The organism is Bacillus sp. 103mf (assembly GCF_900116295.1).
Taxonomy (GTDB): Bacteria; Bacillota; Bacilli; order Bacillales; family Bacillaceae_G; genus Bacillus_A; species Bacillus_A bruguierae.
The window spans coordinates 214,453-238,298 of the sequence record NZ_FPAF01000001.1; the positions used below are offsets into that span (position 1 = coordinate 214,453).

Annotated in this window: 22 protein-coding genes and 1 pseudogene; 4 read left to right on the plus strand and 19 right to left on the minus strand. The window is 34.4% G+C overall.

The annotated features are described in order from the left end of the window. Positions 1–22: 22 nt before the first annotated feature. Positions 23–679: a YneB family resolvase-like protein gene (locus BM350_RS01005; protein WP_090913100.1), complete on the minus strand. Its 657-nt coding sequence runs from the start codon at positions 677–679 to the stop codon at positions 23–25. A 140-nt stretch (positions 680–819) separates the two neighbouring features. On the opposite strand from BM350_RS01005, the gene lexA reads away from it, so the two are divergent. Beyond that, positions 820–1,440 (plus strand): transcriptional repressor LexA, encoded by a 621-nt coding sequence (gene lexA, locus BM350_RS01010; RefSeq protein ID WP_090913097.1) that lies wholly within the window; start codon positions 820–822, stop codon positions 1,438–1,440. Positions 1,441–1,464: 24 nt separating this feature from the next. Here lexA and BM350_RS01015 read toward each other — a convergent pair whose 3' ends face one another. The 3 genes from BM350_RS01015 to BM350_RS01025 are packed head-to-tail and all read right to left on the minus strand — an operon-like array spanning position 1,465 to position 3,149. Then, on the minus strand, positions 1,465–2,283 hold the full coding sequence (locus BM350_RS01015) for a DUF4097 family beta strand repeat-containing protein (RefSeq protein ID WP_090913095.1): 819 nt from the start codon (positions 2,281–2,283) through the stop codon (positions 1,465–1,467). Between the two features lie 5 nt (positions 2,284–2,288). Then, the gene (locus BM350_RS01020; protein ID WP_090913092.1) at positions 2,289–2,834 is read right to left on the minus strand and encodes a DUF1700 domain-containing protein; all 546 of its coding nucleotides are present in this window, start codon (positions 2,832–2,834) and stop codon (positions 2,289–2,291) included. Positions 2,835–2,837: 3 nt separating this feature from the next. Then, positions 2,838–3,149: a PadR family transcriptional regulator gene (locus BM350_RS01025; RefSeq protein ID WP_139207594.1), complete on the minus strand. Its 312-nt coding sequence runs from the start codon at positions 3,147–3,149 to the stop codon at positions 2,838–2,840. A 223-nt stretch (positions 3,150–3,372) separates the two neighbouring features. Here BM350_RS01025 and BM350_RS01030 point away from each other — a divergent pair, with 223 nt between their 5' ends. The 3 genes and pseudogenes from BM350_RS01030 to BM350_RS01040 all read left to right on the plus strand — a co-directional run. Beyond that, a complete protein-coding gene (locus BM350_RS01030) occupies positions 3,373–4,200 on the plus strand; it encodes a peptidoglycan-N-acetylglucosamine deacetylase (protein WP_090913685.1) in 828 nt (275 codons plus the stop codon). Between the two features lie 546 nt (positions 4,201–4,746). Beyond that, positions 4,747–5,178 carry an exosporium protein C gene (locus tag BM350_RS01035; RefSeq protein WP_090913088.1) on the plus strand — a complete coding sequence of 144 codons (432 nt, stop codon included), beginning with the start codon at positions 4,747–4,749 and terminating at the stop codon, positions 5,176–5,178. Between the two features lie 318 nt (positions 5,179–5,496). Next, positions 5,497–5,816 (plus strand): annotated as a pseudogene (locus tag BM350_RS01040) (phage integrase SAM-like domain-containing protein); the annotation flags it as partial. A gap of 278 nt (positions 5,817–6,094) precedes the next feature. Here the strand turns inward: BM350_RS01040 and BM350_RS01045 are convergent. The 15 genes from BM350_RS01045 to BM350_RS01105 all read right to left on the minus strand — a co-directional run bounded on the left by BM350_RS01045 (position 6,095) and on the right by BM350_RS01105 (position 23,838). Beyond that, positions 6,095–7,897, minus strand: a complete 1,803-nt coding sequence (locus BM350_RS01045; protein WP_090913086.1) for an ABC transporter ATP-binding protein — start codon at positions 7,895–7,897, stop codon at positions 6,095–6,097. Positions 7,898–7,910: 13 nt separating this feature from the next. Beyond that, complete coding sequence (locus BM350_RS01050) at positions 7,911–9,098, minus strand: nucleotidyltransferase domain-containing protein (RefSeq protein ID WP_090913084.1); 1,188 nt, start codon at positions 9,096–9,098, stop codon at positions 7,911–7,913. Positions 9,099–9,119: 21 nt separating this feature from the next. After that, positions 9,120–9,572, minus strand: coding sequence for a lasso peptide biosynthesis B2 protein (locus tag BM350_RS01055; RefSeq protein ID WP_090913082.1), 453 nt, complete (start codon positions 9,570–9,572; stop codon positions 9,120–9,122). A gap of 39 nt (positions 9,573–9,611) precedes the next feature. Continuing rightward, entirely contained in the window at positions 9,612–9,917 is a 306-nt protein-coding gene (locus BM350_RS01060; RefSeq protein WP_090913080.1) for a lasso peptide biosynthesis PqqD family chaperone, read from the minus strand. Positions 9,918–9,920: 3 nt separating this feature from the next. Further along, the gene (locus tag BM350_RS01065; RefSeq protein ID WP_090913078.1) at positions 9,921–10,847 is read right to left on the minus strand and encodes an HPr kinase/phosphorylase; all 927 of its coding nucleotides are present in this window, start codon (positions 10,845–10,847) and stop codon (positions 9,921–9,923) included. 158 nt (positions 10,848–11,005) lie between these two features. Continuing rightward, a complete protein-coding gene (locus tag BM350_RS25945; RefSeq protein WP_139207593.1) occupies positions 11,006–11,161 on the minus strand; it encodes a paeninodin family lasso peptide in 156 nt (51 codons plus the stop codon). A gap of 14 nt (positions 11,162–11,175) precedes the next feature. After that, complete coding sequence (locus tag BM350_RS01070) at positions 11,176–13,074, minus strand: lasso peptide isopeptide bond-forming cyclase (protein ID WP_090948199.1); 1,899 nt, start codon at positions 13,072–13,074, stop codon at positions 11,176–11,178. A 1,102-nt stretch (positions 13,075–14,176) separates the two neighbouring features. Continuing rightward, positions 14,177–14,521 (minus strand): helix-turn-helix domain-containing protein, encoded by a 345-nt coding sequence (locus BM350_RS01075; protein WP_090913074.1) that lies wholly within the window; start codon positions 14,519–14,521, stop codon positions 14,177–14,179. A 603-nt stretch (positions 14,522–15,124) separates the two neighbouring features. Further along, positions 15,125–16,276 (minus strand): DegT/DnrJ/EryC1/StrS family aminotransferase, encoded by a 1,152-nt coding sequence (locus tag BM350_RS01080; RefSeq protein ID WP_090913072.1) that lies wholly within the window; start codon positions 16,274–16,276, stop codon positions 15,125–15,127. Positions 16,277–16,287: 11 nt separating this feature from the next. Next, positions 16,288–16,923: an acetyltransferase gene (locus BM350_RS01085; RefSeq protein WP_090913070.1), complete on the minus strand. Its 636-nt coding sequence runs from the start codon at positions 16,921–16,923 to the stop codon at positions 16,288–16,290. A 20-nt stretch (positions 16,924–16,943) separates the two neighbouring features. Continuing rightward, entirely contained in the window at positions 16,944–17,534 is a 591-nt protein-coding gene (locus BM350_RS01090) for a sugar transferase (RefSeq protein WP_090913068.1), read from the minus strand. Positions 17,535–17,849: 315 nt separating this feature from the next. Beyond that, complete coding sequence (locus BM350_RS26680) at positions 17,850–18,002, minus strand: YwzD family small protein (RefSeq protein WP_170857631.1); 153 nt, start codon at positions 18,000–18,002, stop codon at positions 17,850–17,852. Positions 18,003–18,330: 328 nt separating this feature from the next. Next, a complete protein-coding gene (galE, locus tag BM350_RS01095; protein WP_090913066.1) occupies positions 18,331–19,344 on the minus strand; it encodes a UDP-glucose 4-epimerase GalE in 1,014 nt (337 codons plus the stop codon). A 209-nt stretch (positions 19,345–19,553) separates the two neighbouring features. Continuing rightward, complete coding sequence (locus BM350_RS01100) at positions 19,554–21,977, minus strand: right-handed parallel beta-helix repeat-containing protein (protein ID WP_090913064.1); 2,424 nt, start codon at positions 21,975–21,977, stop codon at positions 19,554–19,556. 313 nt (positions 21,978–22,290) lie between these two features. Then, the gene (locus tag BM350_RS01105; RefSeq protein WP_090913063.1) at positions 22,291–23,838 is read right to left on the minus strand and encodes a lipopolysaccharide biosynthesis protein; all 1,548 of its coding nucleotides are present in this window, start codon (positions 23,836–23,838) and stop codon (positions 22,291–22,293) included. Between the last annotated feature and the right edge of the window lie 8 nt (positions 23,839–23,846).

A 23,846-nucleotide genomic window follows, 5' to 3' on the forward strand; every position in this document is an offset into this window, starting at 1 on the left:
ACTGATTATTATCATACAATAGTTACTCTTGTTTATCAAGCAATTGCTTCGTATATTCCACATACCGGCGATGTACCGTTGCTTTTGATACATTATGACCAAAACCACGGAGCGTTGCTGCAATTTCTTCAAATGTTAACTCATTGCGGCGCAGACGAACAATCTCTTCAATAGGTACTTCTTTTTTCTCACGACCTGTGCTTAAATGCCGATTCTTCAAGTTTTTTTCGGGACGAAATCCATTTTCTACAGCTCGTTTCATTCCTCGTTTAATCTTCAAATTATGAATCTTTCTCTGATATTCTTCTACTATACCAATAATATCAAGCACCATTGAATCTGAATCAGAAAGCTGCAATTCGCCATTATGTGCATGTGTATATACTTTTACTCCTTCTTTATTCAAACAATGCATTAAGGCAATTTTCGCATTCCCTCTTCCAAGACGCGTTTCATCTTGAATAAGGAGTACATCAACATGTTCATCACGAATGACATCTAGCACTTCTAAAATCCCATCTCGTTCGATACTATATCCGCTCGCTTTCTCTTCTACTACTCTTACAACATTCATGTCATACTGCCTAGCTAAATGCAATAATTCATCTTTTTGACGTACTAATGATGTTTCTTGCGCTTCTTTCGTTGTACTCACACGTGCATAAATAATCGCATTCATTTCATACCCTCTTCTCTATCTCGCCTTTTACATCATATTTTACCATAAATGCAGCTTTTATTCGAACTTACGTTTGTAGAATGTTTTCTTGCATGTTATAATACAAATAAGAAAATTTATAGAAAACGAGGTGTGAAAATATGGAGAAGTTAACGAAACGGCAACAAGACATTCTTGACTTCATTAAACAAAAAGTTCAAGAAAAAGGTTATCCACCTTCCGTACGTGAAATCGGTCAGGCAGTCGGCCTTGCTTCTAGCTCTACTGTGCACGGACATTTATCTCGCTTAGAGGAAAAAGGATACATTCGCCGCGATCCAACAAAACCGAGAGCGATTGAAATTTTAGGAAACGACAATATCCAAGCAGATACGCAATCAGTCGTTCACGTACCAATTGTCGGAAAAGTTACAGCCGGCTTACCAATTACAGCAGTTGAAAGTGTAGAAGAACATTTTCCACTTCCAGCGAATCTCGTTTCAGGCTCAGATCAAGTATTTATGTTACGAATTTCTGGAGATAGTATGATTGAAGCAGGGATTTTTGACGGAGACTTAGTTGTTGTTCGCCAGCAGCAATCTGCATACAATGGTGAAATCGTTGTCGCTTTAACAGAAGACAACGAAGCTACGGTAAAACGTTTTTACAAAGAAAAAGATCATTTCCGCTTACAGCCAGAGAACTCTTCTTTAGAACCTATTATTTTAGATAACGTTTCTGTTATTGGAAAAGTAATTGGTGTCTATCGTCATTTACATTAAAAACAGACCAAATTTGGTCTGTTTTTAATTCGCTTCGATTGTCACAGAGCCGGCTGCTGTTTTCCCCCTAATCTGTACCTTTCCATTGCCTAAAGTAATTTCTTTATTTTCTTTCCCGAAAATCTGAACATCTCCTGCATGAGAAGTTCCTTTCACAACAGCATCTTTCGGCATTTCCTGCAGCTGAATACTGACATCTCCTGCTGCCGAATCCGCCTCAACACTATACTCTGGATTATGCTGCGTTATCTCTACACTTCCTGCCGCTGCCTCTGCATGCACTTTCCCTTCCACTTCATGAAGAACAACCTCGCCCGCACTAGATGACACTTTTACATTTTGCGCTTTCATTTCCTTCATTTTCACATCGCCCGCTGCTGAATGCACAGATATATCTTCGCTTTGAATATCTTGCACATGAATCGTTCCCGCTGCTGTCTTTGCTTCAATTTTATTATATACACGTTCAGGCACAATAACTGTAAGGCCTTCATCTTCCCAATCAAATGAAAAAAAAGAAAAATCGAATATATGTTTCCTTTTCGTTTTCACTTCCACTTGTAACATTTCACCGTTCTCATTTACGTCTAACTTTCGCTTTTCCTGATCGCCGTTAAACCGAACTTCAAATAAGTCAGTCTTGCCTTTTTCAATCACAACATCTCCAACATCTGTGTCAACATGAATGTTTTTAATTTGCTCATTTTTAAATTGTTTCTGTTCCAATTTCTTTGCTTCTGCGGATCCATTCAGCGATTTCATAAAAAAGGCTGACCCCGTAAAAAATAACCCAATTCCCCCGATTACAATACAAATAATTGCGATGAATACAATTTTCCTCATCTCATCTACTCCCCTTTGATCACCTTTAAATTCCAATTAGCGTATTTGACAAAAAACTTTGTAAACCAAATCGTACAATAATACGCAGCAATCCCTAAAAGTAAACCAACACCGAAGAGTATAAAAGAGACAAATACATCAGATAAAATAAAAATTTGAGCGAAAACAATTTTTGTTAACAGAAGTATTGGCGAGAAAACACATACAGCACTAACTATCCAAAGTGATAAAATAAGACTCCCAATTGCTATGAGCGGTCCTAACACAACAACCAAGTTAAAAAAACTAAGTCCAATAATTGCTACAATTGCTCTTGCTACGTTAGAAAAAGTTGGATTATGCTTCACCTGCTCCAAACGATGAGACGCTAATGTTTCCTTAGCAATTGCTTTAGGTGAACCAAGCGCTTTTATAATTTCTTCCTCCGTTTTCCCCTCTTCTATTCCGAATTGAAAATGTTCCTCGTAATCATACAAAATATCGTTCCGTTCTTCTTCTGGTAGCTTTCTAAGGTGTCCTGATAATTCTTGAAGAAATTTCTCTTTAGTCATTCCCTACACCTCCTCAATAATTTCTTGTACTCCCTTTGCAAAATCATGCCACTCTGTCACAAGTGTATAGAGCTGCTTTGCGCCTTGATTTGTTAACTGATAATATTTCCGCGGAGGCCCTTCCGATGATTCTTTTAAATATGTCTGAAAGTACCCTTCTTTTGTTAAACGACGCAGCAAAGGATACACGGATCCTTCTGATATTAAAAATTTATTTGAAATTTGCTGAACTAATTCATAGCCATAGCAATCTCGTTTCTTGACAAGTGCAAGAACACAAAGCTCCAATACCCCTTTTTTAAATTGAACATTCAAAGGTAATTCTCCTCTCGATCCAGTACTATTCAATGCAAGATACCTTATTAATTATAATATATCATTCAGTATTGAACATTACAAGGTACTATTCCGTTTTTTTACAAAACAGAGAAAATCTCTCTCATTGAGGAATTCTTCATTCTCTCCTAACCAAACTACAATTATTGACATATAAAAGTTTTAAAGAGATTGTTATCTTTTCTAAGGAGGTATTTTAATGATGTACGATTTTTATCCAAACCAAATAGTAGTTCCCTTTCAATATGTTCCTTATTATAATATTCCACGTGACACTTCCTCTGTAGAAATTCCTTACCCACTCGTTCAAAATACATTTTATCCTTTAAATTATGTGGAGAACGTTCCTATCTCACAAAAGAGTCCGACAGTTAGAGGCTCATGGACTCCTTTTTCATGGGTAGAAAAATATGCATATGCGTTTGCAGGACCTTATAACAAGGCTGAAGTTGCTCTCACATTCGATGATGGTCCAGATACTCTTTACACTCCTCAAGTATTAGATAAATTGAAAAAACATGGTGTAAAAGCGACATTTTTTCTATTAGGTGAAAATGCTGAAAGATATCCTAAAGTTGTAGAACGGATTGTTAACGAAGGGCATATCGTGGGAAATCATACTTATAATCATCCTAATTTAATAAAAGTAGATGATAAACAATATCATGAACAGGTTTTAAATACAGAAAAAATATTACAAAAGCTAACTGGATACTCCCCCAAATTCTTCCGGCCTCCTTATGGGATTATAAATGAAAATCAAGTGAAGTGGGCTACCGAACAAAACTTTATAATTATTCAATGGAGTGTAGATACATTAGATTGGAAAGGCTTAACTGCCAAAGAAGTTACTAACAAAGTATTAGGGAATGCTTTTCCTGGAAGTATCCTCTTGCAGCACACTGCGCCAGGGGAGAATTTACAGGGGTCCGTAGACGCTCTCGACCGATTTATTCCTGACCTTACATCTAACGGAGCACGGTTCGTGACTCTCCCCAAAATGTTTAATACTTCAAAGCAAAGAGAATAAAGTGAAACTTTCATCAGTGGGGGTTTTTCATCTCCCACTGATGGAAATTTCACCAAATCGGGTGCATGCCTGCAATTTTATCCCTCACTTCTCTCACAATCTTGAGGTGAGGAGCTAACTTCTCATTAATGTGGAATAAAAAGTCATATACTGACGGCGTCCTTATTGATGAACTTGTATACAGAACATTTTACTTTACGGTAAAGCAGACTTTTCCTTATTGCAGAAACGTGTCCTATATCAACTCTAACATCCTATTGAAAAAACGATAACTACATTTGTAAAGTGCTGTACAAACTTTCCTCAAATTAGTGTAAGAACCAATTCTACTTGACGGTTACACCGCACTAGAAAGCGGCACACGAGCCCTCCCATTAAACTAAAAAATTCCCTTTCACGTCTTGCTCCTTTATCTCGTTGACTCTTTCCCATTATTAATTGTTCATTTCTATAAAAAAGTATTTAACTAAAAAATTTATAATATATGTCCAAGCCACTTAATTACTAATTTCATATTGTATTATGTACAAACAGGAGGTGAATTATATGACTCATATTATTGATTTTCAAGCTATCCAACCGATTAGTAAAGTCAATGAAGTTACTTTTGAAATCCCACACTCTCCTCAAAAATTAAAGCTAGCTTCCATTAAATTACGAATTTCGAAAAGTGATTCACATGAAAATAAAGTAGAATTAATCGGCACAGTCGGTGTTAAAGGTATAACTGGCATTGCACAAATTCTGTTTAAAATTTTTCGTGATGACAAAGAGATTTTTAACGCACAAGCTGGAATTGAATCCGCTGACTCTGAACAATTTTACATTGAAACATTTCAAGCCATCGATAAGAATTTACATTCTGGATCTCACGTTTATACTTTAACGGTCGAAAACCTTACTAATAATACACGTGCAGACGTTGTTGGACCTATTTCTTTTAGCGGCTTAGCTATTAGCCAAAATCATGATTGTTAATCAAAAAGACGAACTTGTTTGTATAGCACATTTGAAAAAGAAAAACATAAATTATATTAAGCTTAGACTATACGCATCGCTTTTCACACCTTATTTTTTCTCATAGCACCTTCCCTAAAAAGAGCACTTATAAAACGGTGCTCTTTTTAATACAAGCCTATAATCCAATTATGTTTTTCTAATTCACTTGTTCGATTAATTGTAAAATCCATCTATAAAAATTCAATGAAATACATGTTAAATTTTTTTATGAAAAGCGCATAGTCTATTCAAAATGTACCCTCATAAAAGCCTTAGCTATATTAAAGCTAGGGCTTTTATGAGCGTAATATTGAGAAACATTTAATTCCATATTTTAAGAATATCAATTTAAAAGAGATTAAACCTATGATGTACCAAAATTTTATCAATTACTTAACTGATAAAGGGTATAGTAAACGTACAGTAGAAATTATCCACGGTACAATGCATAATGCAATGCAGCAAGCTGTTCCCTTAAAGAAAATCGGGAGTAACCCATGCGAAAGCGCAGTTATTTCAAACAAAAATATAAAAAAGAGGAAGGTCTTAAGTATATGCGAACTGAAGACATCCCTCTTTTCCTAAAAACCGCTTATCAATATAACTATATTCGCTTTTTCATACTCTTCTGGAATCATCACATAAATATTACAATCTACCGCTATATAAATTCATTTTAATTTTTTAACATATAAGTCTCTGCTATGCAGAACAAAGCATAACCTGCACTTTCTTTACCTTTTTCTTTTACCTTGCATGTGGCAGGAATAGGCCCTGGCCGCTTCTATGCATGACCAGATGCTCTCGACTGCCTAAAAAGAGAAAATTTTCATGTCGTTTTTTCAATTTGTATTTATTTAGTTCTGTCAAGACGTGCTACTAATACCTACTATCTCTAGACGCTAACTTCTACCTGATTTCCTAACAGCTTACTAAACATACCTTTTTTTTCTTTTGCCAATTGGATAAAGGCTCCTTTTTGAACGATTTCTCCCTTGTCTAATACAAGCACTTGATCAGCATTACGTATCGTTGATAAACGGTGGGCAATAACGATAATAGTCATCTTTCCTTTTAATCTTTCTAGAGCAGTTTGAATTTTCGCTTCATTTTCCGTATCTAACGCACTTGTCGCTTCATCTAGCACTAGAATCGAAGGTTTTCTTAAAATAGCTCGTGCTAGTACAAGTCGCTGTCGTTCGCCTCCAGAAAGCCTCACTCCGCGATCTCCAATGAATGTATCCAGTCCTTGCGGAAGTCTTCGTACAAATTCAGCAGCTGCCGAAAATTCCAACGCTTCCCAAATTTGTTCTTCACTTGCATTTGGTTCAATCATCAACAAATTTTCTCTTATGCTTGCATTGAATAAAAATGGATCCTGCGGAACATAACTAATAGATTTTCTTAATGACAATAAATTATCACTTGTGAGCGGAGTACCATCTATTAATATTTGTCCTTTTTCTGGCTGCATGAGTCCCATTAAAATATCAATTAAGGTACTTTTTCCAGCTCCCGAAGGACCGACAATAGCCGTCATGCAGTTGGAAGGTATCTCGAAATTGATATTTCGAAGAGCATATAAGGATTCCTGCGAGTTGTAGCGGAAATACATATTCCGGCATTCAATTCCTTGTTCTATAGACATCGGTTTTACATCTTTGTATTGTCGTTCTATATCCTGCAGTTCCGCGGCTTTGTTGCATTCTTCCTGCAATTCGATTAAAGACTTAAAAGCAGGAACACTTGCAGCAAGTTGTTCCAGGTTAGACTGAATAGTTGTAAATCGCGGCCATAATCTAGAAAAAATAAGGATAATTAATATTAATTGCGCTGGCTGAGCTTGGAATAGTTTTACAGATGCAAAAACAAGAAATGCAATTAGAATAGACGATGTAACTTTATAAAAAAGTTGTGAGCTATTTTTCAATTTAATAAATGCCAGTTGCTCTTGCTCTATCTTTTGGCACCAAGTATGCAACCATGTATATCTAGACTCTTCCAACATATTACTTTTAATATCTTTAACTCCATTAAAATAGTCTGTTATACCCCCAAGATAACTTCTGGCTATCTCAGATGTTCGATTTCCTAGCGCTCTTGACTTTTTTATAAAATGTCTAGAAAAATAGGCAAGTACTAAACCAGCGAATAGTACAAAAATTGTTATCTTTACAGATAACCATAAGGCGATTCCAAACTGTATTAGTGTAAAAATAAGAGCAGTTAACATCTGAAAAAATAAATTTGTTCCATTTACAACGCGTCCTAATTCATCGGTCATTGCACTGATAAGATCAGACTTCCTCTTTTTCACAAAGAAAGTCCAATTAGCCTGTAATAAAGCACGATAAATTTCCAATCTTATATGATTTGTAAAATTTATAAGAATTTTTGTATTGCGAAGGGTAAGATTTTGCTGTAAGAGGGACTGAGCTATTACCAAAAAGATATAAATGCCTAAAATAAGCAACAAACTTATTGTTTCAGGAATATTGTGCAGAAATTTAAACATCTCTGGAACTGGAGTTGAACCATTATTTACTTTTACAACTCCACTGATACTTATCATAGGAATTAATAAAAGAATTCCTATTCCCTCCAAAAGACTGACTAAAGCCATCCCTAATAAATTTATATACAATATTTTCCCAGAAAAAGAATGTAACTTCTTTGCAAAATATAAGAGATGTTCCACTATTTTGTCCTCCTCATGATAATTCGTGCTTTCTTACTCTTCTCCAGATGCATAAAATAGGACGTAAAGGAAAGTACAACATATGAAGTTGCTTAGGTAACGGCAATGTTTCAGCATCAATTGGATAGGGATAAAGGCAACTCATAGTATATAAAAACTTTTGCTGATAAGACATTAATGAAAATAAGTGACGACTATGGTACATTGCTACATCATCTGGAACTGGATCTGTATGTAAGTTCACCATTCTTTCCAAATAAAATACTGCTTCCTGCGCTAACGTCTTCGGACGGTTTCCAGATAACAATGGTTCCACTTCTTCAATTAATGGAGTTTTTAGTAACTGCGAAGTTAAAAACAATGCTTGACCACCTATATGGAAGTAATAATTTTTCTTCAATAACTTAATAGTTTTTTCCCAATCAAGTTGTTGCTTTACAATTTGATTAATGTCTACTAACCAACGCAGCCTTGACCAGCCATGACGTGCACCATGAGAAACTAGAAATAAAAATAGATCCTCTCTACCTAAAATGTAAACAGGGGTACTAGTAAGAGAACTTATTCTCTTTCGATTCCATAGTTCCTCAAAATGTGGTTCCTTTCCTGGACCAGGATTTAATCTCCAATGAATTTCGATCTTAATGTTCTTCTGAGGATGAACATATGTTACATGATGATGTCTCCATTTCCAGTCGTTTAAAACGCTCTCAATATAATCATCTTTAACATAGCCAAGGTTTAATAAAAGTTCTTCCGCTCTATCAAGATTATGTAAAGGAATGAGAACATCCAAATCACTCGAGGTACGTAGAGAAATATCACCATAAAGATCATCAGCAAGTACAGGACCTTTTAAAACAAGGAGACGAATTTCGTTTTGAGCAAACAATTTACTCACTTGTTCCATTTCTGCACTTAAATAAAGCATTTGAAATGTATTCATCTTAAAATATTGATGTAAAGTTTGCATGACATGTACAGGAATCAACTTTTCATCCAGCTCTTTCATCTTTGGATAAATGAACGAATAAACACGGTGATGCATTGTTAATTCGAGAAATTTATCCCAATCAATGTTTGCAAACCAAGCCTTATCGATTTCTTGTAGCTCCGCAGCAGTTTCTCTTTTCATGATTTCAAGCTGCAATTTGAGCTCCTTAGCCACACATCTTAAATCAAGCCCACAACTATTATGCATGATATTCTCCTTCAAGATTTTTTAACCAATTTTTCTAGCAAATTTACTAACTACAGTGAACCTCTTCATTTCTTCTGCTCCAGTAATATAAAAAGGACCGCTACGCAACCATGCATGAGCAATCATATTTCCGTTTTCATCCTTCGCAGTTCCTAAATATAGTGTACTCTCCATTTGTCGTCTCTCTAGCATTTTCATACCAGCTATTGCCCTTACAAGACACTTACTTTCCCAAAAGGTATGACGGCTCATAATATGTATTGCTTCGGAAATATCTCTCAATACGAATTTATTAGACTCATTATAACTTAAAGATGTTTCATTCATAGGAACACCTAGTGTAGGAGCAATCTTAGAGAATGGCCTACCTTTAAGAATACGAGCCCATCCCAAATAAATATAAGCCTCTATAAATAAAAACATTGTTTTCATATCTAATGAAAGAAACGTTCGTATCTTTTTTATTATATTCATACACACTTCCCTACTTCTTATCTAGGATAAAATACTAGACTACTCGGCTGCCTCTTCTACGATTTCAATCAAAGCTTCATCTAACAAGAGCTCTAAAAAAGAAATAACTTGCTTTTCACATGTAGATTGATCTATCTCATACTCTTGCATTAATTCAGTAATCACTTTAGTAACCGATATTGGTTTCTCTATAAGCCCCCATATAGTTCCACCTACTTCACCTAAATTGTAGTATTTCCCATTAGAAATACTTAACATCACTTTTTCTCCATCCATATCACTTACTATATTCCCTGGGACTTGTGTAATAAATTGATTTAATAAAATATCCTGTTTTTTCGACATCACTTATTCTCCTTTATTTACAGTGTTTATTACTAGGTCAACTAGTTGCGGAGCACTAAATCCAGACAACGGTCGACATAATCGATAAACAGCCAGCTTATTTACAATATTTGTAGAGATGTGAAAGTGCCAATCCATTAATCCTAAACGTGGAATAATAAAATTACGATAAGTTTGACGGAAAATGGTATGTAAACGTTCAAGTTTTTCAACTTGTTGTATCTCAACTATTTCGTTCTCTGTCTTCACTAGTTCAAATACACCCGCAAGTGGTACTGGGGTAGAAAAGTAATGAGAAGAAACTGGGACACTATATTTATTTTCTCTACCATATATTGATTTATATTGACTTTTATCCATACCAAAATTATCAAGACTCTCTTGCCACAACTTTTGCTGTGGATAAGATGGTGTGACAAAAGGAACATTCTCATGAGAAAGAGATACAGCGATTACATCATCACTTAGAAGTTTATATCCTCTCTTTAAAAAAGCTGAAGCCAACGTCGACTTTCCAGCCCCTGACTCACCTACAAAAGCATATGCTTTCCCATCAATTACTACAGCACTGCCATGCAGAGGAAGTATTTTGTTTTGCATCAATATTACACCCATACACGTTCCAAGAATATAGAGACGGACCAAACTATCATCAGCACCATCGAGTGGGCAAACTGTTATCCTTTTTCCCTCTTGAGCGGAAAAAAAACCTACATCAGGAACATAAAACATCACTTGATCATCTTTAACAACATGTTTAAATGGTGTATCTACTAATTCAGAGGGAAAACTCGATATATTATCAATTAGAATTTCAATGTCTATTGAAACCTCTTGTTCATTTATTTGATGTAATTCCGGCAAAGGAATATCACTTGAAATTTTGAAATCAAAGGCTTTATACATAACCTTTTTTCCAGTTTCTAGCATTATTTTCACTCCAATATATCCATGGTTAAATGAAAGACCTTTATACAATAAAAAAGTATAAAGGTCTTTTTAGCATATACGAACTTAAAAATAAGAACATTTTACATAGTTTCATAGATATACATTCAGTAAGATAAATTGTATATGCTACTCCTTACTCAGCTAGTAAAGCGGTTCCAAGTATTAGGATCTTTTGGATCAACAGGGTGACCAGGGTTATATGCTTCATCAGTATATGGACCATAAACTGTTGAAGCCATTGTCATGTTAACATCAAGTACTTCTAATACAGGTTGTTGCCATTCCTTTTTCATATTCTCACCTCCTTTCAAGTAAATTGTTGAATAAATCGATAAACAATTAAGCTACGCATTAAAATCTTATAATCAGGATCGATTGCACGTTCTAAAAGAGGCCCCTCTTGAGCTTTTAATAGCGCTTTCTTTATTGCTTGACCATCTAAAAATTCTAAAGCTTTTTGGTCTGGACTCATTCGATGAACCCAATCTGCTCCTTGTACACCTCGAATGTGTTGATTTAATCGTACTTTATCAGGCAAATACTTTTCGGTAGATCTACGAATCAACGCACGATCCAATCCATTTTGTACATATTGTTCTTCTGGTACAGATAAACAATAACGAATCACACGTATGTCATTACTTGGATCGCGTTTCCACAATGAGTAGTGCAATGACAATTTTGTTGCCACTGTATTACTTGCATTCCAGTGAAACAACTCTTCAAAGTGACTTTTTCTTTGTTCATATATGTTCGCTGCAGAAAACCATCCCGTTTCATCAATTCCATATTCCCTAAGTTTATTAAACACATCCATCTTTTTTGCAAAATCCGGATTAATTACCATCGGAAATATATACGGCGTATCTGATGAGAATAGTCGATCAATAGACGGAAATGCCAACCTCGCAATGAATGGTAACCTCCGCAATCGAGCTCCACCTACATTTTTACTATATTGATGCAATTCTTGGGCTAGGCGAATCCACTTTAGCCTTTTTAAAAGAAGAGCATAATAATCCAGAGCTGATCCCCATGATATAGATAGATTTCCTCTTCCACCATTTAAAAGGACTCCAACGTCTTCCTTGTACCCTTCCTCAAACATTCCTTTCATCCAAAAAGAATTCTCAAAGAATTTATATGGCATCTCCATTATTCCGAGGAAATCCGTTATTTCAGAAAATGGATCCCTTCCCTTAAAATCTAAATAATTGTCTTCTATACCTCCTACATATCGTACCGTTTCTTTAATAAGCGGTCGCTCATCCGGCATTAGATGTTTAGGTGTAAAATCCTCAAAATCATTTGATGGTATGTAGCTAAATGTATGTAATGGTTTGTTTTCTTCACGTAAAACTTTGGCAGCAAAGCTCGCAATAGAACCCGAATCCAATCCTCCGCTTAACTGTGCTCCAACTTGTCGGTGAGTTCGTACTCGAGATGTAACAGCCTCTTGAAAAACTTCTTGAAATGCTTCTACATACTCTTCATTTGACTTTAAGCGAAGCTTTCTTTCTGGAACTAGCGTACAATATCTCGAAAGCGTTACTTTATTCCCAACTACTATAATGCTATGAGATGGTGGTACTTGTTCTATATTTTTATAAGGCGTTATAGTGGTATCGGCTACATCAACCATTCCACATATAGCCAAATATTCAGCAAGCCACTGTTCATTTAATTGCTTTTGAACATAAGGTAAAGACAGCAATGGCTGTATTGTCGTACAAAAAGCAAATTGTTGTTGATTGGAGCAATAATACAGAGTTCGGCTCCCAGAAAAGTCTCTTGCTCCAAACATTTTTCGATTTCGCTCATCCCAAATCATAAAAGCAAAATCGCCTACCAAATACTTAGGAGCTTCTTCCCCCCACTTTTGATAGGAAAGCAAAATTAACTGACTATCTGTTATCTTTTTTCTATCAGCATAATCCACTTGTAACCTCTCGAATAACTCCTCACGATTATCGATTATAGCATCTGCTGTAATCGCCAATTTCCTTTGGTAATCATAAAAAGGCAATTGTTCACCAATAGACTCCGGTGTGATCCATTGTGCGTGACAGCCAAGGAAAACGCTTTCTTTGTGCCATATTTGAACATCATCAGCGGGATATTTTTGTAAATCCCTCATTAATCTAATGCCGTATTCAATCGGTATAGACTCGTTGTTAAAATGTAAAATTCCAGTTATAGCACTCATTTTTTCCTCCTGTTTTGCAGCAAATAAGTAAAATCCAATCGGATAATGTGAGACGTCTATCAATGAGGTTTTCTTCATCTCCACCTATTTTCTATGGATTCCTCAGAATCTGAAGGTAAGGATTACTGACACGGGATAAATAATCGCTAATATGTAATTAATCCTCTATATTATTATTGCTTATATTCGTTCTATTTAAAGAACAATTCTGTTTTGTTCAATAAATATCACAAATAAAATCTACGAACTGATTCTATGCATATAATTTTTATTATATTACTATTTTTGTTCTGTAAAAAGAACGATTACAAGATATAAACTATCATTTCCTTTTTGTTATGTCAATTCATATCCCATATTTTCAGCAAAAAAGTTTTTATCGCTGAAGTTCATTATAGAGAATTTTCGTCTCAAAAGTATATTTTATCCATTTCTTCAACCCTTTGGATACAGACTGGGTTAAGAATGTACATTCTCTTGTTTAAACGAATATATTTTCCTGAAGGTAAACATTTTGGTTTATCTTCGTTCTGTATAACGAACTTGTTTTCATTTTATATAATGATATTCTATTTGTAAATATTTTTTTTATATAATTCAAAATAAATATAACTACAGAACTATTCATCCCCCCTTCCTTTTTGCAATTTAAATACTAACAAAATTATTCGAATATTCTGCATTCTTTTTATTCCCTTTATTTTACAGGAGTAAATTATAAAAATAAACTAAAATTTCCATCAACGGGAGCTCAATCACATCTAAGTAGATATTTACCAGTAGTTTATCTCCCGCATAACTTCTTTATTTTCTTTCGAACTTTGAGATGGGGTAATACTGTTATGTTTCGTAAAAACGCTTACAATCTTAGGTGAAAAAATAATTAGAATGTTACTGTCAACATAATAAACAAGCTGTACAGAACATGTATATACGAATAAAAAATTCGTGTCATCATAAGAGGAATTAGTCTTCGTTGTTCTACTAAGTGATAATATTAGAGAATGAAAGGAAATCAATCTTTTTATGTGCAATTTTTAAATATAGATAAGCTACTTAACACATTTCGTACCAGAATAATAAAAAAGAATAAACCATTTTTTCACTTATCTATCGCTGAATTCTGCCACTTAATAAAATCAATTAATATTTTATAATCCCCGAGCTTTTCTTTATTAATCCCTGCCTTTTTTAATTCATACACAAAATCAACCCACTCTTCTTCAATCTGCTGTTTTGTTTCCGTATTTGTTTTCGTTTCGAGTAATGTATTGAGATCTGCTTCTAATACCAACGCTATCTTTTCCATCACTTGGATAGACGGGTTCTGGTTTATACTTCTTTCAATATTACTTAAATAGGATTTTGAAATTCCAGCCCTTTCTGCTAATTCGGATAAAGTAAGTCCCCTTTTCTTTCGAAATTGATAAATATTTCTCCCAATCATCCGTTTATAGTCCTCCCTCTATAAATGCTCCTTAGTCCTATTTTTCTATATCCTATAATGTAAGGGAAACTATATAAATCCATTTTGATTTTTCGACATATAGATTGCTGCTATGCAGAAAAAAGAGGCACCTGCATATGTGACAGAAACAGCACCTGACCGCTTCTGTACATGTTCAGATGCTTTCTCCCACCTAAATAAGAAAAGTTTTATGTCGATTTTTCAATTTGCACTTATATATTTCGTAAAAAACGTAAACTTATTAAGAAGTAGTAACGTAAAATAGATCATAAGTTGCACACCATTGAATATACACTTCCTTGTACTTATACAATTTAGCCAGGAGATTCAGTTCAGCATTATGTTTTCACTTTTAATATTTGCATACAAAAAGACAAAAAGCAATCAATATAATATTCATATATACTTATAATCATATTTTATACAGGGATTTCCTTTACATTCAATTAAAAGAAAAATTAACCAAAAGGAAGGCCTTCATGAAAAGAAGATAGATCCCTCTGCTTTTTCTCGTATTTAACCCCCTTTCGGGTAAAAAGAACCTTCTGAATTTACACACCTCATTCAGAAGGTTCTTTTATTTTATAAAAGATTTTTAATACATTGAATAACCCTTTGTTGCTCTATCTCTGTCATGTTGGAACTAGAAGGAAGACAAATACCTGTTTTAAATAATTGTTCAGCCACATGGTCATTTTCGCTATGAGAATAATATTTCATCCCTTCAAAAAGCGGTTGCATGTGAAGCGGCTTCCACACAGGACGAGCTTCAATATTCTCTTCAGCTAAAGCCTCCAATAATGATTGAATAGATATACCCGTTTCTTTTTCATTGATTGTTAAAGCTGTGAGCCAACGATTCGACTGAGTATTTTCTAATTCAGGCATAAAGTAAAATCCAGGTATACTAGATAATTCCTGGTAATATCGTGCAAATATTAATCTTCTAGCCTTCACTCTATCTTCTAACACCTCTAATTGAGCTCTTCCAATACCAGCTAATATATTACTCATTCGATAGTTATATCCCATCTCGCTATGCTGGTAATGCGGTGCTACATCCCTTGCTTGGGTTGCAAAAAAACGCGCTTTCTTTAATGCCTCAACATCATCAGAAACAAGCATTCCTCCACCAGAAGTTGTAATAATTTTGTTGCCATTAAAAGAATAAATACCAAATTTCCCAAATGTACCACTGGCTTTTCCTTTATATGTAGAACCTAAAGATTCCGCTGCATCCTCAATAATAGGAACATTATATTTATTACATAAAGAACAAATCTCATCCATTTTTGCGCTCTGCCCATATAAGTTAACAGTGATAATAGCTTTTGGCAATTTACCTTCTTTATGAGCATCAGAAAGCGCACGTTCTAAAGCTTGCGGCGACATGTTCCATGTTTCTGGCTCTGAATCGATAAATACTGGTTCAGCCCCTAAATACATAATTGGATTGGCACTCGCTATAAAAGTAAGACTTGAACAAAACACTTTATCCCCTTTTTGAACATCTAATAACCGCAGAGCTAAATGGATAGCGGCAGTACCTGAACTAACCGCTGCAGCATCTCTAGTTCCAACAAAAGATGCGAGTTCTTCTTCAAAAGCATCCACATTTGGCCCAAGAGGAGCAATCCAGTTTGTATCAAAGGCATCTTGAATATATTTTTGTTCATTGCCGCTCATATGCGGAGTAGAGAGAAAGATTCGGTTTTTTTGTTGTGTTATTACCATTTTTATCACTCCTAGTAACTCAATTCATTAATAACTTTGGCAGGGATACCAACGGCTGTACAATTAGGGGGAATGTCATTTATCACAACAGCTCCTGCTCCAATAACAGACCATTCTCCGATTTTAACACTTGGAATAAGAGTAGCCGCTGCCCCTATATGTGTCCCTTCTTCGATGATGATAGAACCTGTAAGTGTAGCATGAGGAGAAATATGCACAAAATCCCCTAATATATTGTCATGTTCAACAATAGAACCCGTATTTATAATAGAGTGATTGCCAATTCGAGTATCAGCATTAATCACCGCATGCGGCATAACAACTGTACCGTTTCCTATCTTAGCATTCGGACTTATAACGGCTGTTTTATGTATTAACGTGGCATAAAAATTGTCAGACAGACTCAATTTTTCGGCAATTTTTTTTCTAACTTTATTATTCCCTATTGCAATAACAAATTTTATTTGATTAACATCGTTAATCATTTCATAGGCAGTTGAAATCGGGCCGAAATAAATATTATCTACTCTAGTTATATCTTCATATCGATCATCTAAATATCCAACAATTTCATATTCCTTGTTTGATAAAATAATATCCTGTATAACTTTACTGTGACCACCTTGTCCAATCATTACAATTTTCATTCACTACCTTCTCTCACAGTCTATTTGATACCCGTAAAACGTTCCATTGTTACATGACCATCTTGATTTACTCCTTCTGATTTAAACACTTTTATTAGTGTAAGAAATAATATCTTCATATCGATTAAAAAAGATTGATTATTTACATACCATACATCTAGTTTGAATTTTTCTTCCCAAGTAATTGCATTTCTTCCATTCACTTGTGCCCACCCAGTAATCCCAGGCTTTACATCATGTCTTTTAGCTTGTTCACTAGAATATAAAGGTAAGTATTCCATTAATAATGGTCGCGGTCCTACTAAACTTATGTCACCTTTCACAACATTTATAAGTTGCGGCAATTCATCTAAACTACATTTCCTAAGAAACTTACCAAATGTGGTTAATCTCACTTGATCCGGCAAGGACTTACCCTGATTATCTCTTTCATCAGTCATTGTGCGAAATTTGTAAAGATAGAACGGTTTTCCATGTAGTCCTGGACGTTGTTGTTTAAATATTATAGGTGATCCTAATTTTAATCTAACCAAAACGGCTACTACAACGATAACAGAAGATAAACACAATAATAAAAACAAAGAAATCAGTAAATCAAAAATTCGCTTCATTAATAATCATACTCCTATCCAAGATTCTTGCAAGCGCCTTTTCACAGATCAATAGTATGAAAGGCTTTCGTTATATATACATCCATTTTCATTTTTCAACATATAAGTCGCTGCTATGCAGAAAAAGGAGCCTGCACTTGCTTTCTCTCTTGTTTCACTTCGCACATGGCAGAAAAAGGCCCTGATCGCTTGTATGCATGATCAGACGCTCTCTCTCATCTAAAATGAACGATTTTATGTCGATCTTTTCAATTGGTGTTTATATACATATCATTTCACAATAAATCTTAGAACCAATTTTTTAAGATTTATAAATTATTTTGATGTATACATAATCGAAATGAGGTATTGTTTAATTTCTTCGATTAAACGTTTTACTTCTACATTTTTTGATTCTTGACCTCTTTTGTATATATACATGAGTATCTCTTTAAATTCCTGCTGAGTTAATCTCTCAGAAATGTTCATGTTTAATCCCCTCTTTCGAAAAATCTGTTTACATATACAAATTCTAGCTATTTCAAGTGGGATTTGTATTTATTTTCTCCTCTATTACTAACAATTTTTTACTCTCTAACATCCCTTATATATAGCCATTTTCATTTTTCGACATATAAGTCGCTGCTATGCAGAATACAACATGATCGCTACTTGCTTCCTCCTTTTGTTTTAAATATTGCATGTGGTAGGAAAAGGCTCTGACCGTTTCTATGTGCGGCCAGATGCTCTCGTCCCCCCTAAAAAAGAAAGGAGGTTTTTATGTCGTCTTGTTAACTTGTATATATATCATATAATTTTATTTGGCATAACCATTTGGATTATTAAACTGCCATCTCCATGAATCTTCGCACATCTCTTCGACTCCTTTTTGAGCAACCCATCCCAACTCTAGTTTAGCCTTTGATGCATTCGCATAACAAATAGCTACATCACCTGGACGACGATTTACAATTCTATATGGAACTTTCTTACCTGATGCTTTTTCAAAGGCAGTAGCCATTTCCAATACACTATAACCACATCCGGTTCCTAAATTATACGCTTCTACTCCTTGAGATCTCGATATCTTTTCGAGCGCTTTCAAATGTCCCATTGCAAGATCTACAACATGTATATAATCTCTTACAGCTGTACCATCTTGCGTTGGATAGTCATTCCCAAAAACGCTTAATTCATTTAGCTTTCCAACAGCTACTTGTGTAATGTACGGGATAAGATTATTTGGAATACCTTTTGGATCTTCCCCAATTCGCCCGCTTTTATGTGCTCCAATTGGATTAAAGTAACGTAAAAGAGCAATACTCCACTCATGGTCAGACACATACAGATCACGTAATATTTCTTCAATTATCTGTTTTGTGCGCCCATAAGGATTCGTCGCTCCAAGTGAAAAATTTTCGGAAATCGGTACTTGTTCTGCCATTCCATATACTGTTGCTGAGGAACTGAAGACCATTTTCTTTACACCATGCTTTTTCATGACTTCACATAATACAAGAGTACCTGTAATGTTATTATGATAATACCAAAGTGGTAACGTAACCGACTCTCCTACCGCCTTCAATCCTGCAAAATGGATAACGGCATCAATCTGATTTTCACCAAAAATAGTATCTAGCATCTCTTTATCTAATATATCTGCCTGATAAAATGTAAAATCTTTTCCTGTAATTTCACGAACACGTTTTAAAGCTTCTGGTTTACTGTTTGAAAAATTGTCAACTACGATTATCTCATATCCGGCATTTAATAGTTCTACGCATGTATGAGTTCCGATGTATCCTGCTCCGCCTGTAACTAGAATTTTCATATGTTTTTTCCTCCTCGTTATTCATATCCTTATTCATACATTTTTTTATTGAAACGTGGTTAACTTTTACATTAGGTATTAAAAAACATCCCGGTTCGTTGTTGTAAAATAACGAATTGAGATGCTTTTTATGACTTTGTGCCTTACTGTATAAACCCATTTTAATTTTTCGACATCTTTGTCTAGCTCTGGCTCATATGAATCTCCACTTAATTAATAACAGTATTATCTATCAACCTAGTACTTGCGTTTATATCAGTAGACACATTATTAAATATACACCGTGCTATCGTCACCGCTTTTTCCTTCGTTAACCACCGTAAGCTGACCACAGTATTTTCCAAATAACTATGTGCAATGATGGAAACGGTAGAACTATCTGTTTTCTTGATAATAGAGTTTAAAAATGTACTGCGATTATTCACAACGTTTCCTTCAAAATTTATGCCTACGTTTTGAAATAAGCAGTTGTCTGTATTTATCTTCCTCGTATATTGAGCATTATTAGAACCTAGCGATAGATCTCCACCCATTCGACTAGTTTTTGCTCTTAAGAACTTACCGTTACTTAAATTACAACATTCCAAATCTGCAGCGCCTTCAATCAAGGTTAATCCTTCTACTGTGATAGGTCGTCCAGCATAATTAGCAGGTGGCTTGATGCTAATGTCATAGTTCTTGACATTAATGTTCTTAAGAACCCCTCCTGTCATAATTACTGAAAGGTTTTGTGCTACAGCATTATCGCTTCTCCACTCTCTTTCAATAGTAATATCTGAGATGTAGCATCTCCCATAATCACATCTGCTTATATTGAATCCTGCTGTTCCTGCATCCGTTATGACTACCGGCGGCCCATTTAATGTTTCAGCCACTTGGAAACTTGTTGGTGTTACATTTACTGTATAATACAGTTTATCTACACTAATTCCAGCAGGAACTTTTCCAATCCATTGTTCGAAACATATCTTTGCGCCATTTCCCATTCCATGCGGTGAGCTATAAGTAAATGTCCTAGTAGTGACATTTACAGCAGGAGTTCCAAAGTAACCATAAGTACTCGAAACGGAAAATGAGCCATTCTTTATTTGACAATTTGTAACGACTGCTCCTCTAATATCTTGTAACTTTATATTCCCGTTATTACATACTGCTCCATTGACAAAGTTATCTCCTTTAACAGTGAGTTCACATCCAATAAAAGTATTATTTAGATATTTAATATACCAGTTATTCTGATAAGAACTAACTCCTCCAACATTAAAACCTTCAAATATGTTATTTTCTAAAACTACATGAATACCATCAACGTTTACAAAATGCCCACGTGCATTGCTATAAATGTAATTATTATAAATATAAATTCTAGTGTTCAATTCAAGCCCGGATTGATTTAGTTCAGGCCGCCATGTTGGTATATTACTTTGAGACCACATAGACTCAATATCTATTCCAAACATAGGAGCAGTTCCATCCACTGTAATGCCATCATCAGCCTTACCAATAAAGTAGATTTTGTTATCAAAGATGTAGGTATCGTTTGCACTACCAAGAGTAATACCTTGTCTTCTGCAGTTGTGAATATCGCAGTTATGGATGTAAATATGTGATCCCATCTGTTCTTGCGTATAGTCAGCTGGATTCAATTTATATTCTAACCAGCCCGTGGAAACAGCATCGCCAGTACAATCACTTATTTCTACATGATCTATTTCAACATAATTTGAACCGCTTATTTCTATCCCTTGTCCCCATTCGTGTGTATAGTTCTGAGCGTCGACTTTCGCATTAATTTTTGCAATTTGATCATCACTCAAAGGTGAAGACGTAATATCAATAACAAATATCATCTTATTAGCCTTGTCTATTGGAGCAACCCAATTTCTTCCTGACGGAGATGTTGGGGCAAACTGTCCATCGGTTTTAAATCCAACTAACGTACTAGAAGAAACCGTGCCATTATATTGATAAAAACTATATCTCGTAGCAGTTACTCCTGAAATAGACCATAGTCTAAAAGATTTTAGTAGTCCAGGATTTCCATACCTATCTACTACCTCACTACGGATAAAATTCGGATTACTATTTAATGACCCGTCAGGATTTACACCTCCCCTAACAAACTTTACACCTATTTCATATATATGCCCCTTTTTGTCTCCGACTATTTTCCCACCAGAAACCCTAACATTTCTAACTCCTTTAACCTCAAATATTCTATACCAAGGTGATGAATTGGCTTCTAACTGTAATACGCATCCATCAGCCATTTCAAAATGTATATTGCTTGGCATAACAATACATGAAAATGATGTACTGTCAATCTTTAACTTATATGTCCCTCCTGGCAATATAACATGATTATACCCTTGAGATTTTGCCCAAATTAATGCTTGATTTATACCTAGTGTAGTAGCAGCAGCATTCGTCCCATCATTTTTAATATTCCATCTATCTGGTTCTATTACATATACAACACTTGAGGCATTTTCTGTACTTGAAATTGAAAGCTTTTTAGGAATCCACTTTGATTTAACATCATCATAAGTTAATACATCACCATGGGCAGGAGACATATTTGTTAAATCAACATCACTCATATCTCCAAGATTAGCGTTTAAATAACTTGTCATATGTTTACACCCTTTTTCTTTTTTATATATTATGCTTCTATAGATTAAATAGATTGGGTGTATGAGTTAGGATGAAAAAAAGAAAAAACTATTCTATGAATAGTTTTTTCTTTCCTCTTTTCAACAAATTTATTATAAACTAAGAAATCTCACTACATATGTTCATCATTTTAACTTGTGATTGTTTGAATTGCGAAAACACGGTAGTCTAGCTACCTTTTGTATATATCTGAAATTTCTAATTTCAGAACACTTTATTTTTTAACTCCGCTTCATGATGGTAATGTTTAAAATATATACCAGCTGACTGAAGTTAATATGAAATTCCTTTTCCTAATTTAAAACGCTTCAATAACTTGCCCGCAATTCTTTTAAAAACACCAAATAAATACTTAAACTCATCTGTTTTACGAAAAATGAATACATAAATTATATTTGGCACTATTAGACAAACGGTGCCTTTTAATATTAAACCTAACCAACCATCTAACAATATAAAGTTACTTATCACTTTTGTTATTAGATATGTTCCTATACATATAACTACATAATACATGTATGTTCTATAATAATGAATAATAGGTTTTTCGAACACCTTCTTATACACTAGATAAGGCGTAACCCAGAATGGAACAGTTAATACACTTATAAATGTTCCAATAAAAACACCTACTATACCTATATACTGAACTAAAATAATAGATACAATAAGGTTTACAGCAGCTTGAAACAAAGGAGCGTATTTATCCTCTTGAAAAATTCCTGCTGTAGTCTTCACAGTTGTTATCGCATTTCTCATTCCTCTTTCATAGAAGATAGCCATTAATACAAATAATATCCCTTCACTCATTAAGAATTTCGGGCCTATCCATAAAGTAATAAAGGGCTCTATAGTAATACATAACAGTATACTAAAAAATGAATATAACCAAAAATTGAGGAGTGTATAGATTTTATATATACTGTAAATTTTTTCTGCACTCTCTTTTGCTACTAAATTTCCTACACTATGATAAATATTATTAAACACTTGATAAGTAAAAGTTCTACAAATATCAATTAACATATTGTAATTGGAGTACAATCCAACTGCTGCTACACTCACAAATGATGAAATAATAATATTATCTGTACCTAAAACTAGGTAGTTTCCTATATTTTGTAGAACAATCGCTTTTACATTTTTTATAATGCTATTTTTCGTTTCGCTATCTAATTTACTAGATACTTTATCTTTTAAAAATGGATACAATTTACTCACTATAACTGCTAAAAGGATACTTGTAGTTATGGTAATAACACTATCTATAATTAGATATAAAATATAATTTTTTGTATAGTGCAATACTCCTATCTTAAGACAAGTGGATATAATGGAAGATATAGAATATACCCCTGTTACAACATAACCTTTCTGACAAACATTTAAAAACGAACTTCTATGTGAGTACAAATACGGTGCAACTGTGTTCAGTAAAAATATGGCATAAATGAGATGGACATTTTCAACATTTGAATCTTTAACAAAATAACCTAGAAAAGGCATTAATGCGAGCCCTAGTAACAATACTACTAAGGCGATTACCATGTATGCATTTCGATACAAGCGCATAAGCACTTTTATTTTCTGCTGATCATTCTCGGCTACCGGTTTGTAAAGACTGTACATTATACTAGAACCTATTCCTGCTTCTGCTAAAGACAGCATAGACAGTATGTTGGTAAGTAATCCGTTTATTCCTAGGTACTCAACGCCTAAGCTATTAATGAATACAGTTCTTGAAATAAAACTTAATGACGTAATAATAATTTGATTACCAAGACCAGCGGATATATTAATTATCGAATTTTTTACTCTCATATTTAAAA

Coding starts and splice junctions, on each gene's coding strand:
- BM350_RS01005 (WP_090913100.1), bottom strand. CDS start 679: ATGAATGCGATTATTTATGCACGTGTGAGTACAACGAAAGAAGCGCAA.
- lexA (WP_090913097.1), top strand. CDS start 820: ATGGAGAAGTTAACGAAACGGCAACAAGACATTCTTGACTTCATTAAA.
- BM350_RS01015 (WP_090913095.1), bottom strand. CDS start 2,283: ATGAGGAAAATTGTATTCATCGCAATTATTTGTATTGTAATCGGGGGA.
- BM350_RS01020 (WP_090913092.1), bottom strand. CDS start 2,834: ATGACTAAAGAGAAATTTCTTCAAGAATTATCAGGACACCTTAGAAAG.
- BM350_RS01030 (WP_090913685.1), top strand. CDS start 3,373: ATGTACGATTTTTATCCAAACCAAATAGTAGTTCCCTTTCAATATGTT.
- BM350_RS01035 (WP_090913088.1), top strand. CDS start 4,747: ATGACTCATATTATTGATTTTCAAGCTATCCAACCGATTAGTAAAGTC.
- BM350_RS01050 (WP_090913084.1), bottom strand. CDS start 9,098: ATGCATAATAGTTGTGGGCTTGATTTAAGATGTGTGGCTAAGGAGCTC.
- BM350_RS01055 (WP_090913082.1), bottom strand. CDS start 9,572: ATGAATATAATAAAAAAGATACGAACGTTTCTTTCATTAGATATGAAA.
- BM350_RS01060 (WP_090913080.1), bottom strand. CDS start 9,917: ATGTCGAAAAAACAGGATATTTTATTAAATCAATTTATTACACAAGTC.
- BM350_RS01065 (WP_090913078.1), bottom strand. CDS start 10,847: ATGCTAGAAACTGGAAAAAAGGTTATGTATAAAGCCTTTGATTTCAAA.
- BM350_RS25945 (WP_139207593.1), bottom strand. CDS start 11,161: ATGAAAAAGGAATGGCAACAACCTGTATTAGAAGTACTTGATGTTAAC.
- BM350_RS01070 (WP_090948199.1), bottom strand. CDS start 13,074: ATGAGTGCTATAACTGGAATTTTACATTTTAACAACGAGTCTATACCG.
- BM350_RS01075 (WP_090913074.1), bottom strand. CDS start 14,521: ATGATTGGGAGAAATATTTATCAATTTCGAAAGAAAAGGGGACTTACT.
- BM350_RS01080 (WP_090913072.1), bottom strand. CDS start 16,276: ATGGTAATAACACAACAAAAAAACCGAATCTTTCTCTCTACTCCGCAT.
- BM350_RS01085 (WP_090913070.1), bottom strand. CDS start 16,923: ATGAAAATTGTAATGATTGGACAAGGTGGTCACAGTAAAGTTATACAG.
- BM350_RS01090 (WP_090913068.1), bottom strand. CDS start 17,534: ATGAAGCGAATTTTTGATTTACTGATTTCTTTGTTTTTATTATTGTGT.
- BM350_RS26680 (WP_170857631.1), bottom strand. CDS start 18,002: ATGAACATTTCTGAGAGATTAACTCAGCAGGAATTTAAAGAGATACTC.
- galE (WP_090913066.1), bottom strand. CDS start 19,344: ATGAAAATTCTAGTTACAGGCGGAGCAGGATACATCGGAACTCATACA.
- BM350_RS01100 (WP_090913064.1), bottom strand. CDS start 21,977: ATGACAAGTTATTTAAACGCTAATCTTGGAGATATGAGTGATGTTGAT.
- BM350_RS01105 (WP_090913063.1), bottom strand. CDS start 23,838: ATGAGAGTAAAAAATTCGATAATTAATATATCCGCTGGTCTTGGTAAT.